The sequence below is a fragment of the Paenibacillus sp. J22FR5 genome (assembly GCF_059691975.1).
The window spans coordinates 58,699-73,202 of the sequence record NZ_JCAUAN010000016.1; the positions used below are offsets into that span (position 1 = coordinate 58,699).

General features: G+C 40.3%; 16 protein-coding genes. 4 read left to right on the forward strand and 12 right to left on the reverse strand.

Annotation, left to right across the window (positions count from 1 at the left end; translation table 11 throughout):
* Positions 1-95: 95 nt before the first annotated feature.
* Together AC58P7_RS19820 and AC58P7_RS19825 are read left to right on the forward strand one after the other, a co-directional pair.
* Positions 96-803, forward strand: a complete 708-nt coding sequence (locus AC58P7_RS19820) for a response regulator transcription factor (protein ID WP_497345865.1) — start codon at positions 96-98, stop codon at positions 801-803.
* The gene (locus AC58P7_RS19825; RefSeq protein ID WP_497345867.1) at positions 800-2,173 is read left to right on the forward strand and encodes a sensor histidine kinase; all 1,374 of its coding nucleotides are present in this window, start codon (positions 800-802) and stop codon (positions 2,171-2,173) included. The genes AC58P7_RS19820 and AC58P7_RS19825 overlap by 4 nt, the downstream gene beginning before the upstream one ends.
* A 19-nt stretch (positions 2,174-2,192) precedes the next feature.
* Here AC58P7_RS19825 and AC58P7_RS19830 read toward each other — a convergent pair whose 3' ends face one another.
* A complete protein-coding gene (locus AC58P7_RS19830) occupies positions 2,193-2,405 on the reverse strand; it encodes a hypothetical protein (RefSeq protein ID WP_497345869.1) in 213 nt (70 codons plus the stop codon).
* Positions 2,402-3,022: a COG4280 domain-containing protein gene (locus tag AC58P7_RS19835; protein ID WP_497345871.1), complete on the reverse strand. Its 621-nt coding sequence runs from the start codon at positions 3,020-3,022 to the stop codon at positions 2,402-2,404. The genes AC58P7_RS19830 and AC58P7_RS19835 overlap by 4 nt, the downstream gene beginning before the upstream one ends.
* A 390-nt stretch (positions 3,023-3,412) precedes the next feature.
* Between AC58P7_RS19835 and AC58P7_RS19840 the strand changes: the two genes are divergently transcribed.
* The gene (locus tag AC58P7_RS19840) at positions 3,413-3,931 is read left to right on the forward strand and encodes a C40 family peptidase (protein WP_497345872.1); all 519 of its coding nucleotides are present in this window, start codon (positions 3,413-3,415) and stop codon (positions 3,929-3,931) included.
* A 61-nt stretch (positions 3,932-3,992) separates the two neighbouring features.
* On the opposite strand, the gene AC58P7_RS19845 is transcribed toward AC58P7_RS19840, so the two are convergent.
* The 8 genes from AC58P7_RS19845 to AC58P7_RS19880 all read right to left on the reverse strand — a co-directional run bounded on the left by AC58P7_RS19845 (position 3,993) and on the right by AC58P7_RS19880 (position 10,645).
* The gene (locus AC58P7_RS19845) at positions 3,993-4,172 is read right to left on the reverse strand and encodes a hypothetical protein (protein WP_497345874.1); all 180 of its coding nucleotides are present in this window, start codon (positions 4,170-4,172) and stop codon (positions 3,993-3,995) included.
* 45 nt (positions 4,173-4,217) lie between these two features.
* On the reverse strand, positions 4,218-4,913 hold the full coding sequence (locus tag AC58P7_RS19850) for a response regulator transcription factor (RefSeq protein ID WP_497346008.1): 696 nt from the start codon (positions 4,911-4,913) through the stop codon (positions 4,218-4,220).
* The gene (locus tag AC58P7_RS19855) at positions 4,876-6,378 is read right to left on the reverse strand and encodes a sensor histidine kinase (protein ID WP_497345876.1); all 1,503 of its coding nucleotides are present in this window, start codon (positions 6,376-6,378) and stop codon (positions 4,876-4,878) included. The genes AC58P7_RS19850 and AC58P7_RS19855 overlap by 38 nt, the downstream gene beginning before the upstream one ends.
* Before the next feature lie 16 nt (positions 6,379-6,394).
* On the reverse strand, positions 6,395-7,141 hold the full coding sequence (locus tag AC58P7_RS19860; RefSeq protein WP_497345878.1) for an ABC transporter permease subunit: 747 nt from the start codon (positions 7,139-7,141) through the stop codon (positions 6,395-6,397).
* Entirely contained in the window at positions 7,134-7,877 is a 744-nt protein-coding gene (locus AC58P7_RS19865; protein WP_497345880.1) for an ABC transporter ATP-binding protein, read from the reverse strand. The genes AC58P7_RS19860 and AC58P7_RS19865 overlap by 8 nt, the downstream gene beginning before the upstream one ends.
* Positions 7,878-7,958: 81 nt before the next feature.
* The gene (locus tag AC58P7_RS19870) at positions 7,959-8,882 is read right to left on the reverse strand and encodes a hypothetical protein (RefSeq protein ID WP_497345882.1); all 924 of its coding nucleotides are present in this window, start codon (positions 8,880-8,882) and stop codon (positions 7,959-7,961) included.
* Positions 8,883-9,044: 162 nt separating this feature from the next.
* Entirely contained in the window at positions 9,045-10,049 is a 1,005-nt protein-coding gene (locus tag AC58P7_RS19875) for an alkaline phosphatase family protein (RefSeq protein ID WP_497345884.1), read from the reverse strand.
* Complete coding sequence (locus AC58P7_RS19880; RefSeq protein WP_497345886.1) at positions 10,046-10,645, reverse strand: undecaprenyl-diphosphatase; 600 nt, start codon at positions 10,643-10,645, stop codon at positions 10,046-10,048. The genes AC58P7_RS19875 and AC58P7_RS19880 overlap by 4 nt, the downstream gene beginning before the upstream one ends.
* Positions 10,646-10,882: 237 nt before the next feature.
* On the opposite strand from AC58P7_RS19880, the gene AC58P7_RS19885 reads away from it, so the two are divergent.
* Positions 10,883-11,644, forward strand: a complete 762-nt coding sequence (locus AC58P7_RS19885) for a YheC/YheD family protein (protein WP_497345888.1) — start codon at positions 10,883-10,885, stop codon at positions 11,642-11,644.
* Between the two features lie 59 nt (positions 11,645-11,703).
* On the opposite strand, the gene AC58P7_RS19890 is transcribed toward AC58P7_RS19885, so the two are convergent.
* On the reverse strand, positions 11,704-12,471 hold the full coding sequence (locus AC58P7_RS19890) for a YheC/YheD family protein (RefSeq protein WP_497345890.1): 768 nt from the start codon (positions 12,469-12,471) through the stop codon (positions 11,704-11,706).
* A 493-nt stretch (positions 12,472-12,964) separates the two neighbouring features.
* Positions 12,965-14,266, reverse strand: coding sequence for a bifunctional DedA family/phosphatase PAP2 family protein (locus tag AC58P7_RS19895; protein WP_497345891.1), 1,302 nt, complete (start codon positions 14,264-14,266; stop codon positions 12,965-12,967).
* Between the last annotated feature and the right edge of the window lie 238 nt (positions 14,267-14,504).

Here is a 14,504-nt window from a genome sequence, read left to right on the forward strand (position 1 = left end):
AATAGCAAAAATGAAATCGAACCTACCACTTTCATGAAGCATAAGATGCATGGTCTATGCATTTTATTGCGTTATGTCGGAAGAGAGTGGTATTCATGACAAGCAAAATACTCGTCATCGAGGATGAAGAGAGAATAGCAAGGCTTCTACAGTTAGAGCTCATACATGCTGGATACTCAGTCGAGTTAGCCTCAAATGGTTCAGATGGGTTAAAGAAAGCAATGAACGATGAGTGGAACCTCATTCTTCTTGATATTTTGTTACCTGTTATGAACGGTTTTGAATTCATAAGATGCTTCCGTAAAGTGAATACAGAAACGCCTATTATCGTACTAACTGCCTGTGGTGCTCCCACTGATATAGTGAATGGTCTTGACCTTGGCGGGCAGGACTATGTGACTAAACCTTTTCACATGGAGGAGCTATTAGCTCGTATTCGAGCATGCATTCGTTACCACAATCGGCCGCGAGAGTCCTATAATGCACTTAAAAAAAATGAGCCGTTCATCTATTCTTTAGAGGGAACCATTGTGAATCTCAGAATGAGAGAGGTATTACAGAACGGAGTTAAGGTCGATTTAACACCCAAAGAATTCCAACTTCTGATTTATTTGATCGAGCATCCCAATGAAATTCTTAGTCGGGAGCAAATCATGAATGATGTGTGGGGATATGCTTTTCTGGGGAATTCAAATGTGGTGGATGTCTATATCCGATATGTCCGAAAAAAGTTACATGCATCCTTCCCGACTATTCGAACGATCCGCGGCATTGGTTACATTTTGGAGATTTCGCCTACATGAAAATTAAAACAAAAGCCTCTCTGCTGTCCTTCGTTTGGTTAATTGGCATTTTATTGCCTCTCATCTTTGTTATTTACTATTATTACGCACAGTTCGAAAAAGAGGAAGAAATAGAAACCCTGCAAAATGCAGCTACTGAAATACTCAAAAACATATCCCCCTTAGAGTTGCTTCATGAGGATACTAAGAATAACCTATTTCTGAGCAAGTATCTCCCGAATCACACGATGATTCGCTCCATAGACAAGACTTCTAAGATAAGAAACCAAGCTTCAAACCGTTTTGAATTATTGCCTATCCCTCCTCAATTTTCGTATACACAGGAGTCTTATTTAGATACGTATAACCAGGAAACGATACTAATTGTTCGAACGCCTATTCAAAACGGGACAGAAATCATCGGAACGTTGGAGATCATTTCGGAGCCAATAGAGTTAGAACAAAGCTTGTATCGCTTAATCTTAATTATCTGTTATGTTGCCTTGGGTGCTATATTTGTATCGATTTCAGGGAGTTTTCTATTGTCCAGACTGCTATTCTTACCTCTTTCACGTATGATTAAAGTTATGAAAGAGATTGAAACGAGTCTTGAGATTAGAAAACTCCCCTTGAATCGAAAGTCAAAAGATGAACTTTATCAGCTGTCTGAGACATTTAATCACATGATGGAACGTATTGAGACTAGTATGTTGAAACAGCGACAGTTTATTTCCGATGCTTCGCATGAATTCAAGACTTCACTCACGATTATTGAAGGCTATACATCACTCATTCGAAGATGGGGCTTCGAGAACATAGACCTTCATAGGGAAGCTATTGATGCTGTTCATGCAGAAAGTAACCGAATGAAGCAAGTGACGTATCAATTGCTTGAGTTGGCTGAACTAGAACATGAAACGAAACTTTCCATTAGCAACTTTGATCTCGTATTGCTTTGTAATGAGACTATTCAGCTCCTTCAGCCACTCACTAGCAAAGAAATCCTTTTTTTCCCTTCCGAGAAAAAACTACTGTTGGAAGCCGATCGACAACAAATCAAACAGGTACTGTTAATTATTTTGGATAACGCTTTGAAATATGCGAACCAACGCATTGAAATTTACCTTGAAAATCAGGAGTCACATCTATGTATGCGAATTGTTGATGATGGTATTGGGATTCCTTCCGAAGAATTGCCTTTCATCTTCGAACGGTTTTATCGTGTCGACCGTTCTAGAAGCCGGCAAACAGGCGGTTCCGGTTTAGGTTTAGCCATAGCGAAATCTATCGTCAATCTGCATCATGGGATAATCCAAATGAATAGCGATCGTAATAGGGGAACTGAGGTGATTATTTCCCTTCCAATAAGGAAACCCTCCAACTCAAATTAAGAGTTGAAGGGTTTTTTGACTACTTTTTCCCTGCATGAATCTTTACATGAAGTTGATATTCAATGGAAATAAAAAGCGCCAACAGTAAACCTACCCACAAACAAACCATTCCGATGTAAGGATGTCCAAGTGTAGACACGAAGGCGGAAGCTGCAACAGAAATAACTAAGGTTATGGCTAACCGGGCATCATCTACAAATAAGCCCCAAATGATATTCAGTACTTTTTTCATATCTCCACTCCCCCGTTATTACTTTTCTTAAGCCCTACACCCAGTAATTTGTTCTTAATACGTTTTACAATAACATATGAAAATACCACTATCGATAACGCCATATATAAAATAGATGCATCCTCATTTGGCCAAATGACACCGAATCCCTCTCCCGTCCAGAAGGCGCCAAAGCTGGTTAACATCACTCCTACGACGTATTTCATCGTGTTCTCAGGTACCTTGGATAACGGTTTACGTAAAATAAAGCCAGCTGAAATAACGAGTATCAGAGCAATCGCGGCGCCCAATACAGTAAAATTCATCTCATGAAGGCTAAGACCGAATGTAATAACAATAATAATAGCTTCTAGACCCTCCAGCATGGTAATTCCGAAGGTCGTCATAAATGCAAATCGATCAAACCCTTGTTTGACGAATCCAACCTTTTGCAAACGATTAAATTCTTCTTTGAATGCTTCTTCCTCATCATGAAGTGCCTTTAATCCGCCATAACGCAGAATAGCTTTACGCAGCCATCGAATCCCAAATAAAAGTGAGCATAATCCGACAATAGTTTGAACCCAGCTTATTTGGATAATTAAAGCTAAAGGAGCTCCGATTAGGCATACTAGCAAAATAAGAACGATGCAAGCAGCAACCGCTCCCCCTATCGCATATCTCCATCCCTAACCAACCCAACCGCTAGGATGACTGTTAATGCTTCAACAAATTCTACGGCAGTCCCAATAAAACCTATGAATATGGCATACAATGCTTCTATGCTCAGTCACTCCTTTGAGACAAAAATTTGTATGATACCCTCTTTAATAGTTATGTAGAGATGTTTCTTTGTTATGTCAATGTTTTTATGCTCACTGAACTCTCATTGTTTTCTAATAATCCTCATTGAAGCCTTGCGGGTGCTCGTTTACAGAGCTAGTTAGTAATCCTTAGGAGGTTTTATGTGTGTTAAGGTTATCCCAGGTGAAAGCCTAATACACGATCCTTAAGGAGGATATCCAATCATGAATACTGTGAAAACGAATCGCCTGAAAAAGTCGCTATTAGGAATTACACTTAGTGTTTCCTTATTTGCAACCATTAATGTCATGGCGGTACCACAAGCCGCTCACGCTGCTACAGCCAGCACGATGTCAACTGCATCAACTTCCGTATCCAGCAAGGCTGGCAGCATCATTGCATTGGGTAAGAACTATCTTGGCGTTCCTTATAAGTTCGGCGCTCAAAAAGGAAATACACGCTCATTTGACTGTTCTTCTTTTACCCAATATGTATATGGCAAGAATGGCATTAGTTTGCCGCGTTCTTCTAAGGCACAGTCTCAAGTTGGTAGCTATGTACCTAGAAATCAACTTCAGCCTGGAGATCTAGTCTTCTTCTATTCTCCTATTCATCACGTTGGTATTTATATCGGTAATGGCAAGGTTATGCATACGTACGGAAGCCCTGGTGTGACTATCACCGATATGAACTCAGGTTGGTGGAAGACGCATTACGCGACGGCACGCCGCGTAATTAACTAAGCGCTAGCACAGATTGAAAGACCTTCTTCACTCAAAGTGAAGGAGGCCTTTTGCCATTGTATTACACTCGTTTTCCCTCCTCATAGTCTCTGTTTTTTCCGGGAATGATAAGAATATGCTCTAAAATAAACGCCTTTTCGTTTTCAGTTAAATTCGAACGGTGAATAAGAGCAGCTACTTTTTCCTCAAGATTGTGTATCGTATGCAAGAAAACATCCAATTCATCCAATGGATCTCTCATCCGAACCCATCCTTCCTACTCCTATTTGAAATGGCTTTGTACACGCTATATACGAAAACGATAGCCAGCTCCCCATACGGTTTCAATATATTGCGAATTGGATGGCTCGATTTCAATCTTTTCTCTTATTTTACGAATATGAACCGTAACGGTTTGCGAATCTCCCACTGCATCCATTCCCCAAATCCGCTCAAAAAGGTGGTCCTTACTATATACACGATTCGGATTCATGGCAAGGAAATACAGTAAATCAAACTCCTTGGTTGTTAGATTGATTTCTTGCTCATGAACAAATACGCGGCGGGATCCGTAATCAATAAGTAGTCCATGAATCCGAATCTCCTCGCTGTATTCCTTCGTCCCTATTAAACGATCGTACCTTGATAAATGGGCTTTGACTCTCGCGACCAGCTCTACGGGCTTGAATGGCTTTGTAATATAATCATCTGCACCAAGTCCAAGGCCGCGAATCATATCAATGTCTTCTTTTTTTGCCGTAACCATCAGGATAGGTATTTGATATTTTTCGCGTATCTGCTTACAGACCTCAAACCCGTTGATGAGTGGCAGCATGACGTCTAGAATGATCAGGTCATACTCCCCACTTAGCCCCAGCTGTAAGCCTTTCTCCCCATCCATCGCGATATCGACCTTAAAGCCGCTCACTTCTAAATAATCCTTCTCGAGTTCTGCAATGAGTTCTTCATCTTCTACAATTAGAATTTGTTTCAATCGATTCACCATCTTTGAGCCTTCTAAGCGGCAAGTTTATGGTAATACAAGTTCCTTCATCCTTCACACTGCGCGCCCCTATCGTTCCCCCATGCCCCTCAATCATTTGCTTCGAGATCGCGAGTCCAAGCCCGCTTCCACCTTGTTGACTGTTACGAGAGGGGTCTGCCCGGTAAAACCGATCAAAGATATGAGGGAGTGCTTCCGCATCAACGCCAATTCCGTTATCCGTTATTTCTATCATGACGTGATTCCCTATTATTTTCGCCTGCAAAGTAATGAACTTCTCTGTTTTATTCAAATATTTCAACGAATTATCTAAAATATTAGAGAAGACACGTCTCATTTTGTCCCGATCAATCGAGACCAGTACCTGTTCCTGTAAAGTGATGTCCGACTTATAGTGAACGCCTTTTTTACCAAGCTCAAAATCTAATTCATCTGACCAGTCCAATAAAAAAGAGGCGAAATCTACGATTTCAAAATTAAAAGGTACTCGCTTCAAATCCAATTTAGAGTATAAAAATAGTTCATCAATTAAATGATCCATCTCTTCCGCTTTGGACGAAATGATTTCCATGTATTTTTGTCTTTTATCTGGTGTATCCGCAATGCCATCTCCTAATCCATCCACGTAGCCCCTAATGGCGGTAAGTGGTGTACGAATATCATGTGAGATGTTAGAAATAAGCTCTTTGCGATTTTCTTCATATTGAATTTGAGTTTGAATGGATTCCTTCAATTGTTTACGCATTTGTTCAAAAGCAATGCTAAGCTGCCCAATTTCATCTTTATTTGCGATATGCACTTGGAAATCGAGGTCTCCGGCTTGAATCCGTTTCATCGCATTCTTTAGCTTACGAAGAGGACGAACAATACTCCTAGAGACGAAAATCGTTAAAAGCGTATGTGTGAGAATCAGAATAATAAACAGGGTTAGAAAAAGAATAGGAAAAAACTTTTGGGTAAAGTTAACTAGAGGGCTAACTGTGGTGACAATGAACATACTGCCGGGCTGCTGCCCATTATAATAAAAATCAAAGGAATTCACTTCAAACAGATCTTTGCCATAATGCTTGGCATCTTCATGCTCTGGATGACCTGGATGTTTGAATACAGGGAGGTGTTGTAGAATATCTGATGTTTGCAAGGATGGAGAAATATAAACAAGGGAATTCTCCTTACGAACAATCAATCTAGCATTATTAATTTGGAGATCTTGATCAATATCTGCTAAGTAGCCTACATCTGCAAGAATAGCAGGGTTTTTCTCTGAAGTACGTTTCAAGTCTCTTATGGAATGTTCGACATTCTGATTTTCAAATAATCCAACCCCTGTTTGCAGTTGATCACGTATGCCCTGGAAATCGCCGCGAAAAACAAGAACGAGTAAAGCAGCAGTAATGATCATCATAACGAGTGGAACGAGCAGCATGGCCGCATACGATAGCAATAATCTCAGCCGAATGGACATGATTGGTTTCCCCGCATTAGACTTCTTTTTTATCGAATTTATAGTAACCAATTGCCAGAAATAATAACCAACTGGACAGTAGGAACAGGGTTGACGTTACTAATCTACCTGTCGGAACGGCCTGACTTAACCATAACACGTGCCAATCCGTATAGGAAAATGGTGAAAAGGCAGAAATGGATTTCAATAGGAATGGAGCGATTTTCGCTGCCACGTACAAGACGATAGAGAAGACCATGAAGCTGCTCGCGCTTTTGAAAAACTGTGATACAAAGATAAAAACGGCCGATAAGGCAAACATCGAGACAAATGCTGCTGCATAAGCAAAGACGATGTGTAATGTATCCGTGAAATTAGCTGATGTTCCTGTAAAAAGGTTGCAAATGAAGGTTACGATGCCAAGAATAATCAGAATGCCAGCAATACCTGATCCTAGCGCCGCGACTTTCGTGCCATAGACTTGATAACGTGAATTCGGGCGAAGTAAGGCAAGCTTTAATGTTTTAGCCGCTATTTCATTGGGAAATAAATCTCCTACCATAGTGAAAATAAACAGTGGGATCCACAAACTTGTATAAATCGTAAGCATTTGTATCGGAAAGGACTGGCTCACGGCAATAAGCCCTAGAATAGGCTGTAAGGCATGAAGCGAAAGGGCAAGCAAGACAGGAAGTAAAGCCGAAAGAACAACAAACAACACTATTTTCTTTCGATAAAACATTAAATAAAGTTCGTTTAAGTAACCAGCGCGCCAACTATGCACAATCAAGCCCCTCCTTTTCCCCCGATAGCTGCAGCTCATTAATATAGAATTGCTCTAAGGATTGATTAATTTGCAATAATTCGGATACGTACCCTTCTTTCTTCAATTGCCCTTCTACGACAATCCCTACGCGATTACACAACTGTTCCAACTCATGAATCATATGACTCGAAATGAGGAATGACGTTCCCTTCTCTGAAGAGAGTTGTTTAATTAGTTTACGGAACATTACCGTGCCTTCGATATCCAATCCATTGGTTGGTTCATCCAAGATGACAAGCTTTGGCTCCGGGAGAATGGCCGCGGCAAGTGCTAATTTCTGCTTCATGCCCGTTGAGAAGCCCTTAATTTTCTCTTTGCGAACTTTGAATAAGCCAACTCGTTCCAAAACTTCTTCCATTCGCGCAGGTGTGACACTTGGATAGAAGCGTGCAACAAGCGCTAAATATTGCCATGCGCTGAGAAATTCATGGAAATCAGCGGATTCAATCATGCTGCCAACCTGCCCCATGCCTTGTGCGAAATTTTCGGCAAGGTTTGTATTAAACAAGGAAATCGTGCCTTGATCAGGACGAATTAGTCCCGTAATCAATTTCAGAAACGTTGTTTTACCCGCACCGTTGGGCCCAAGTAAACCATAAACATCCCCTTCAAATAATTGAAGATTCATATCTCGAATCCCACGATCGTTCCGATACACCCGGCTCAAATGGGATGTCTCTAAAATCGGTTTCATTAGGTTTCCCCTTTCCTATTGAGATGAGCAGATAGGCTAGTTTCCTAGCCTATCTGCACGGATCACATGACTTATTTCCAATTAATCGTTTGCGTCATGACCTTCACCGTGTTTATTATGCTTCACTGTTTGTACGGTTTTACCTGTAAGATCGATAGTATCCGGCGTTGTGTTGTTATAGTCGGATAGATCTGCTTGCAGATGAAGGGTAACTTGATGTGCAACGCCGCTATCATCTTTACCAGAAACAGTTAGATCCGCTTCTTGATGAGAGATATAATTCGCAGCATTGACTGTAGCCTTAATGGATACATTTTCAATCTTAATGTCTTGTGTCAACTGCGGCGCAGCATTTTTCAAGAAATCTTCATTGAAAGGAAGTTCATTCGCATCTTTACCATTCGCTGCTTTCTCACCATCGTGCTCATCCTTGGTAACTTCTTTCAATGCGATTGGCGCAAGTGCATTAACAACCGTAGGGATCTGAGCATTAGCCAATTGAATGGAGATATCTTTGGATCCATCGGCTTTCGTGTCAACAGCTACAAAGTCCTTCAAATTCCCAACTAGAGCATCAATGACCGTCTCAACTTGTTGAGGAATCTCCGTTTCGTTCACTTTCTTCTCGTTTTTGTGTCTCTTCTCCATTTCTTGACTTACGAAGTACACATCACTTGCGTCGGATTTAAGTACGGTTTGATTACTTTGCTTATAGAAGCTAAGCGATTGGTCTGTCCCATTCGCCGACACTTTAGCAGTGCCGCTTGCTGTTTCCGAATCCAAGCTCAGCTTGAAATTACCACTTGCATTTGCAAGCACATTTCCATTATCTTGCAAGGATGCAGCTGCTTGAACAGCTACGTTTTGAACCGTTTTGGTATTCTTAAGCGCTGACTTATAAGCGTCATAACCCGATGTACTTGCTAATGCACTAAACCCAGTTGTTACCATGACAATAGAGCTAATTCCAACAGCGCTACCTAACATTATCCACTTCTTTTTCATGTTTTCCTCCTAAAATAAGTTTGTATGATGGGCTTACAACTACATGATAGACAACAGAAATGAAGTGCTTATGAACCATTTCTTAAATCTTTCTTAACTATTCGTCCAAACAAAGTAAGAAAAAATCCGTTCAACTACGAACGGATACGAACGGATTATCATTTACTTGTCTTTCCAAATACCTTGAATAGCAGGGACCGCATTTGTAGCCCCCATATAAGGCAGATGATATAAATCTTCTATGGTTCGTAATACATTCAAATGGGTAATATGCTGATCATAAGTAACAGGCTTGACCATCGATCCAACAAAGATCGTCGGAATATGATTGTCTTTGGAAGAATCATCTTCGTCCCATGTGAGTATGAGCAAGCTATTATGGGTCTGAGCCCAAGTTACATAGGTCCCGATGTGGGTTCTCAGCCATTCATCTGCGGATAGAATCGTTCCATCATGCATGTCGTTATCCAAGTTGGGTATGACGAAAGAAACCGTAGGGAGTTTGCTATAATCGTTTGGAAATTGCGTAAATGGCAGGTTACTTTCCTTCGCTACATTGGAGAAACTCACCCAAGGACTATGTTTTCGACCATATTGGTGATTTGTACAAGATGTAGAGCCTATTGCAGGTAAATCTTCCGAATAGCCAGCGAATGAAAAGCCTGCTTGTACCAGCTCGCTTGCCAAATTTGCCGTTTTGAACATATGTCCGCAAGAGTCATCTGTAACGCCTTGATTTGAGCCGGAAAATAATACGAGATAATTCGGCTGACTCGGATGTGCTACGGCATAGGAATGCGTAAAGAATGCTCCTTCCTTGGCCAATGAGTTGATATATGGAGCAGCTTGATTTCCGATTAATTTCTCATAGGAGTGATTTTCTTCAACAACAATGACAACATGGTCAGGTCTTGCTCCTTCAAAAATTGGCTTAGTGACCTTAGGTTGAGCCTGCTCCTTTGACACTGGACTTGAAGCAGGCGTTTGTTGAGGAGTTACAATATCTGGTTTCAGCGGTTGAATCGTGCTAACCGGAGGGCTTGTTGGTGAAACGATGGGAATAGGGTTTGGAGACTGTTCGGTTGTCACTGGATTGCTTTGATCCGAATTGGAGCACGCAGTCATCACTAACAATAGAAAAGAAATGACTCCCCAAGATGCTTTCATCCTCTCACATTCCTACGCCAAACTTTAGTTTCCACAACTTCATATCCATGAATGATCAGCTTCAAATATCTCAGTGCCATTGAGGAATGCAGAAATAACTGATTTACGATCACAGCTGTAACTATTCCAATTATTGCTCCTCCCATGACATCAGCTGGATAATGCACGCCTGTCCAAACTCTGGAGAAAGCAATACAAGCAGCTAAGACTAGCCATACATTCCCAGCTTTTCGGCGGAACATCCAAATCGATGTGGCGATCACAAAAGCCGCGGTTGCATGGTCACTTGGGAATGAAGCATTGGCCGGATGCGGGATCAATTGAAGGACCGTATGGGTGACGAATGGTCGATCTCTGTAAAAGAAATGACCCAAAATACCGCTGCATGCTAATGCGATGCAAGCGGATAGTAAGGACTGCGCAACCATACGGCGATTCGCTTCTTGTCTTGTAAACCAATACACGACAACCCCGAGATAAAATACATACTCCGCTTTTGAAGCTAAGAAGCGCATAATTGGATTTAAAAAGGAAAGATCATTTCCTAATTGATTAATCAGTTGGAACAAGTGAAAGTCTACCTCTGTGAAACTCATCATCATCATCCTTTAGTTATTTTGAATGCAAGATAACATGCATTTACAATAACTTTACTTGATAAAGATGAGAAAAAAATGAGAATACGAATCTTAGATCGTAGACGAAATGAATCATCAAATTTTTATTTTCCTAATAGACTCCACTCCAAGTCCCTTAACTTCATTTGAATATGATAATTGGAAAGCTCAACAGAAACGCAACGCAAATTTCTAAGTAAAGGTGTTGTTATGACAATGAATCGAGCAAGTACAATAAGCAGTAAATGGATAAAAACGAAGGTTCTTTTATTAAATAATGAGCTTCGCAAATTTGTTCCGGAAACAAGGATCTATAGTCAAACAAACCTGCTTCAAATGTTAATCAAACATAAGATGGTTTATGTGAAGCCCAGCAATGGCTCTGCCGGACATGGCGTTATTCGAGTGGTGAAAAATGATAAATACCGCTTTCAAGCCGGTAAAGTTGCTAAGTCATTTGATACGTTTCAAGGCTTATTCGCTGCTTTGAACAAAGCCAAGTTAAACCGATCTTATCTGGTCCAGCAAGGCATTCATCTATTAACCCATCAAAAGCGAATATTCGACATACGTATTATGGTGCAAAAAAGCCCGAAAAGAATTTGGGAGTCAACTGGTTATATCGGTCGCGTCGCACACCCCAAAAAAATAGTGACGAATTTTCATAATAGCGGAAAACCGTTGCCCTTAGAATTGTTGCTGGGTTCCTATGTACATGGACAGAAGAAAAAAGATTATATCCATAGCTTGGGAAATTTAGGCTATCGAATTGCAACGCATTACCAGAAGAGTTTTCCGCGATTCAAAGAAATTGGTGTCGACATCGGAATCGATAAACATATGAAACCATGGGTACTAGAAGTAAACACAGCACCGGACCCCTTTATTTTCAACCAATTAAAAGATAAAAAAATGTTTTTCAAAGTTCTGCGTTACGCGAGAGCAAACGGCCGGTTCTTACGTATGAAACGTAAGTAATTAAGAAACTCCAACCCCTTCAACCATGGGATTGGAGTTTTAATGCTTTTGGAGGAGAATCACTTTCTTCTAATCGTCCCAGCTCGGAGAGCTTTCAAATACGTATTTCTTAAGCTTTTAATTTTTCGATACATCGTTTTATCTTTGAGTTTGTTAAACAGCTCATGAGATGGATAGTCAAAATTGACTTCAATGATCCATATTTTGTGATGTTGATCGATACCAAAATCGATGCCAATTTGAGAAGAATATTTGTAGCTATTAAATCGTTTACAAATACGATGACTTAAACGAATTAGTTCATGAATAATTCTTTGTTTCTGATCATGGGATAAATGAAGTGATGTGTCTAACGCATTCTCAATGGGCGTTGCATATCCACCTCCCCTATTTACGTTCGTAATCACACTAGATCGTCCAGCAACTTTAGCTAACATTCCTGCATACTGCCACTGATTCTGTGCGTTTCGCATCATCATGACTCTGATATCAAAAGGTCTAGTATTGATTTTTGCTAAATCAATCGTTCTCTGGATAATATATAGGCCTGTGGATGTTTGTTTTTGTATAGCATTATACGTAGACCTAAGGTTCCTAAAGGATTTGACATTCCCTTTCACTTTGACAAATCGATACTCTTTTTTCGTCGACCAAGATTTAATGATACCTTTGCCCATGTGAGACAAATTCGGTTTTATGTAAACCGATTGATACCGTTTCATTAAGCGGTAAAAAGAATCCCGATTCAATACCGATGTCGAAGGCAAATAAGATCGTATATGGTGATCCTTAGAATAAAATATGTGCAATCCCAACTTACCAGGCATTCCATCCTCTCCCTTGTTAAAGTATCTCGCGAGCCGTAATGTACCTACTTAACCCATACAATCCCCCTTTCATTAACTACTTCTTTATATTCTTAAAAGATGGAAATTGATCTAGGTATTGCCTAGTTCTTATACATGAACCACATCTTTGTCCGTGCCTGCCGCAACTGAAAAAGCCCCAGAGGTCTGGGGCTTTTAGCAAAACAGTTTGAATTAGATTAAGACAAATCTAAGAATTTGACGAATGAAAAGAAATCTAAATACGATAAAACCTCTTGCGTTCATGAATTTAATTCTTATTCTAGTTAACCCTCTTGCCACAACTCGTGCATTAAAAACGGTTGTTGTTCCATTGCTGTTTCTGTAGACTATGCCATAAAACTGGTTGACCAAAATTGTCATATATATCAACTCCTTTCAATTGAGTTAATATATAATATTCTTATAATTCATAGATGCGAGGGCTAGTTTAATAGATTAAACATTTTTAACGTCACTTCATTACTTCTCGTATTTCATTTCTGCGCAGCATACGAAGAATCTCTAATAGAATCACGTTCAAGCTGAACCAAGTACCCCCAAATACGTAGCCAGCAAGAACATCACTTGGATATTGAACATAAAAGAAGATGCGACTGATCCCGACTAACAGACATAGTGTAATAACTAACAAGGTCGCAGCGAGACGAATTTTCAAATTCCCTTTATGTCTGACTAGCAAATACGCGGCAAAGCCGCATACCGTCAAGGAAAGCAATGTTTGCTCACTTGGAAATGTGTAGGGAAATTCGTGACTGACAGTTGAAGGCCCCACGCGATGAAATAACGCTCGCAATCCTTCATCCAGCGCTTCTCCTCCCACAATAACGAATGCAAAACTCATCAATTCAAGCATGCGATCCTTGCCTTTCCATACAATCAGAATCGTAGTTAAGACGATTAAAGGAATAAATACATAATACGAACCCAGTAGTGCAAAACGATTCATCCAGGCACTCCAATTAGGGTCGAACACTTCGTGAATGATAAAGCTAACAATCTCATCAAATAACGTAAACTCATTTTCTAAGAACTCCTGAATCATGCCGATCATGAGAGATACACAAGCAGCTAAAACCGTAAAAGCAGCAAGCACAATAAACTTCACTTTACCCATCGAGTGAAAATGATAAATACCCTTCTGGAGACTTCCTGTAAGCATTTCCGTAAATCGAGTCTTATTTTTCCGAAACAGATAGACCGTAATCAATATGAAAGCCGCGACGATCCCTGCGTAAACCAAATACCGATGTATCGAGTGATGATATTGCTCCCATTGTGGACCCAAAACCTTGCCAAGCGAGATAAAAACCGTTACCCAGATGAACGCTCCGATATAGGAATACCAAGTATACGTACGAAAAGAGATACGGGTTACGCCAGCAAAGTAGCCTGTAAAATGTCGAACGCCTGGTATAAAAAAGGCTATGATCAGCAATTTATTACCATACTTTTGAAACCAAAAGGAAATTTTATGGAGCCTATCAGGGCCTAAATGAATGCGAGCACCATATTTATTGAAAAAAGGAGTACCTAAGCGAAGCCCAATCCAATAGGAAATGGTCACCCCGGTCGATACACCAGCCCATGCTGTAATGATAGCAATGATCCAATTTAGTTTCTCCTGAAAGATAAGTAGACCTGAATAGCTCATCAAGACTTCCCCTGGAAACGGTAAAGCCAGCATTTCAAGTAAGAGGGCAAAATAAAGAACCCAGTAGCCGTAATGTTCTAGCCAAGTTGTTAAAACACCCACACAAAGCCCTCCCATCCCTTGTATTCTGAACAAAATATAGGAAAAATAACCCTCACCCATTTTCCTTTTATATAGGTTCTTACCTACCGCTTTCGTCACTTGCTCATCACTTACCAGTCATCAGTAACTATGAGGAGTATCTCCTCTTTCGAAAACCGTTGGCTTAATTGGATAATATTCCCTTGTAAATAAAAAAAGCGCCTCCCTAAGAATAGAATCGGATTACTAGGGGCTTTTC

What these genes read in the sequence shown, in the direction of transcription:
- AC58P7_RS19840 (WP_497345872.1), top strand. Translation starts at nt 3,413, where the DNA reads ATGAATACTGTGAAAACGAATCGCCTGAAAAAGTCGCTATTAGGAATT.
- AC58P7_RS19830 (WP_497345869.1), bottom strand. Translation starts at nt 2,405, where the DNA reads ATGAAAAAAGTACTGAATATCATTTGGGGCTTATTTGTAGATGATGCC.
- AC58P7_RS19865 (WP_497345880.1), bottom strand. Translation starts at nt 7,877, where the DNA reads ATGAAACCGATTTTAGAGACATCCCATTTGAGCCGGGTGTATCGGAAC.
- AC58P7_RS19825 (WP_497345867.1), top strand. Translation starts at nt 800, where the DNA reads ATGAAAATTAAAACAAAAGCCTCTCTGCTGTCCTTCGTTTGGTTAATT.
- AC58P7_RS19855 (WP_497345876.1), bottom strand. Translation starts at nt 6,378, where the DNA reads ATGTCCATTCGGCTGAGATTATTGCTATCGTATGCGGCCATGCTGCTC.
- AC58P7_RS19820 (WP_497345865.1), top strand. Translation starts at nt 96, where the DNA reads ATGACAAGCAAAATACTCGTCATCGAGGATGAAGAGAGAATAGCAAGG.
- AC58P7_RS19875 (WP_497345884.1), bottom strand. Translation starts at nt 10,049, where the DNA reads ATGAAAGCATCTTGGGGAGTCATTTCTTTTCTATTGTTAGTGATGACT.
- AC58P7_RS19890 (WP_497345890.1), bottom strand. Translation starts at nt 12,471, where the DNA reads ATGCCTGGTAAGTTGGGATTGCACATATTTTATTCTAAGGATCACCAT.
- AC58P7_RS19885 (WP_497345888.1), top strand. Translation starts at nt 10,883, where the DNA reads ATGAATCGAGCAAGTACAATAAGCAGTAAATGGATAAAAACGAAGGTT.
- AC58P7_RS19845 (WP_497345874.1), bottom strand. Translation starts at nt 4,172, where the DNA reads ATGAGAGATCCATTGGATGAATTGGATGTTTTCTTGCATACGATACAC.
- AC58P7_RS19870 (WP_497345882.1), bottom strand. Translation starts at nt 8,882, where the DNA reads ATGAAAAAGAAGTGGATAATGTTAGGTAGCGCTGTTGGAATTAGCTCT.
- AC58P7_RS19880 (WP_497345886.1), bottom strand. Translation starts at nt 10,645, where the DNA reads ATGAGTTTCACAGAGGTAGACTTTCACTTGTTCCAACTGATTAATCAA.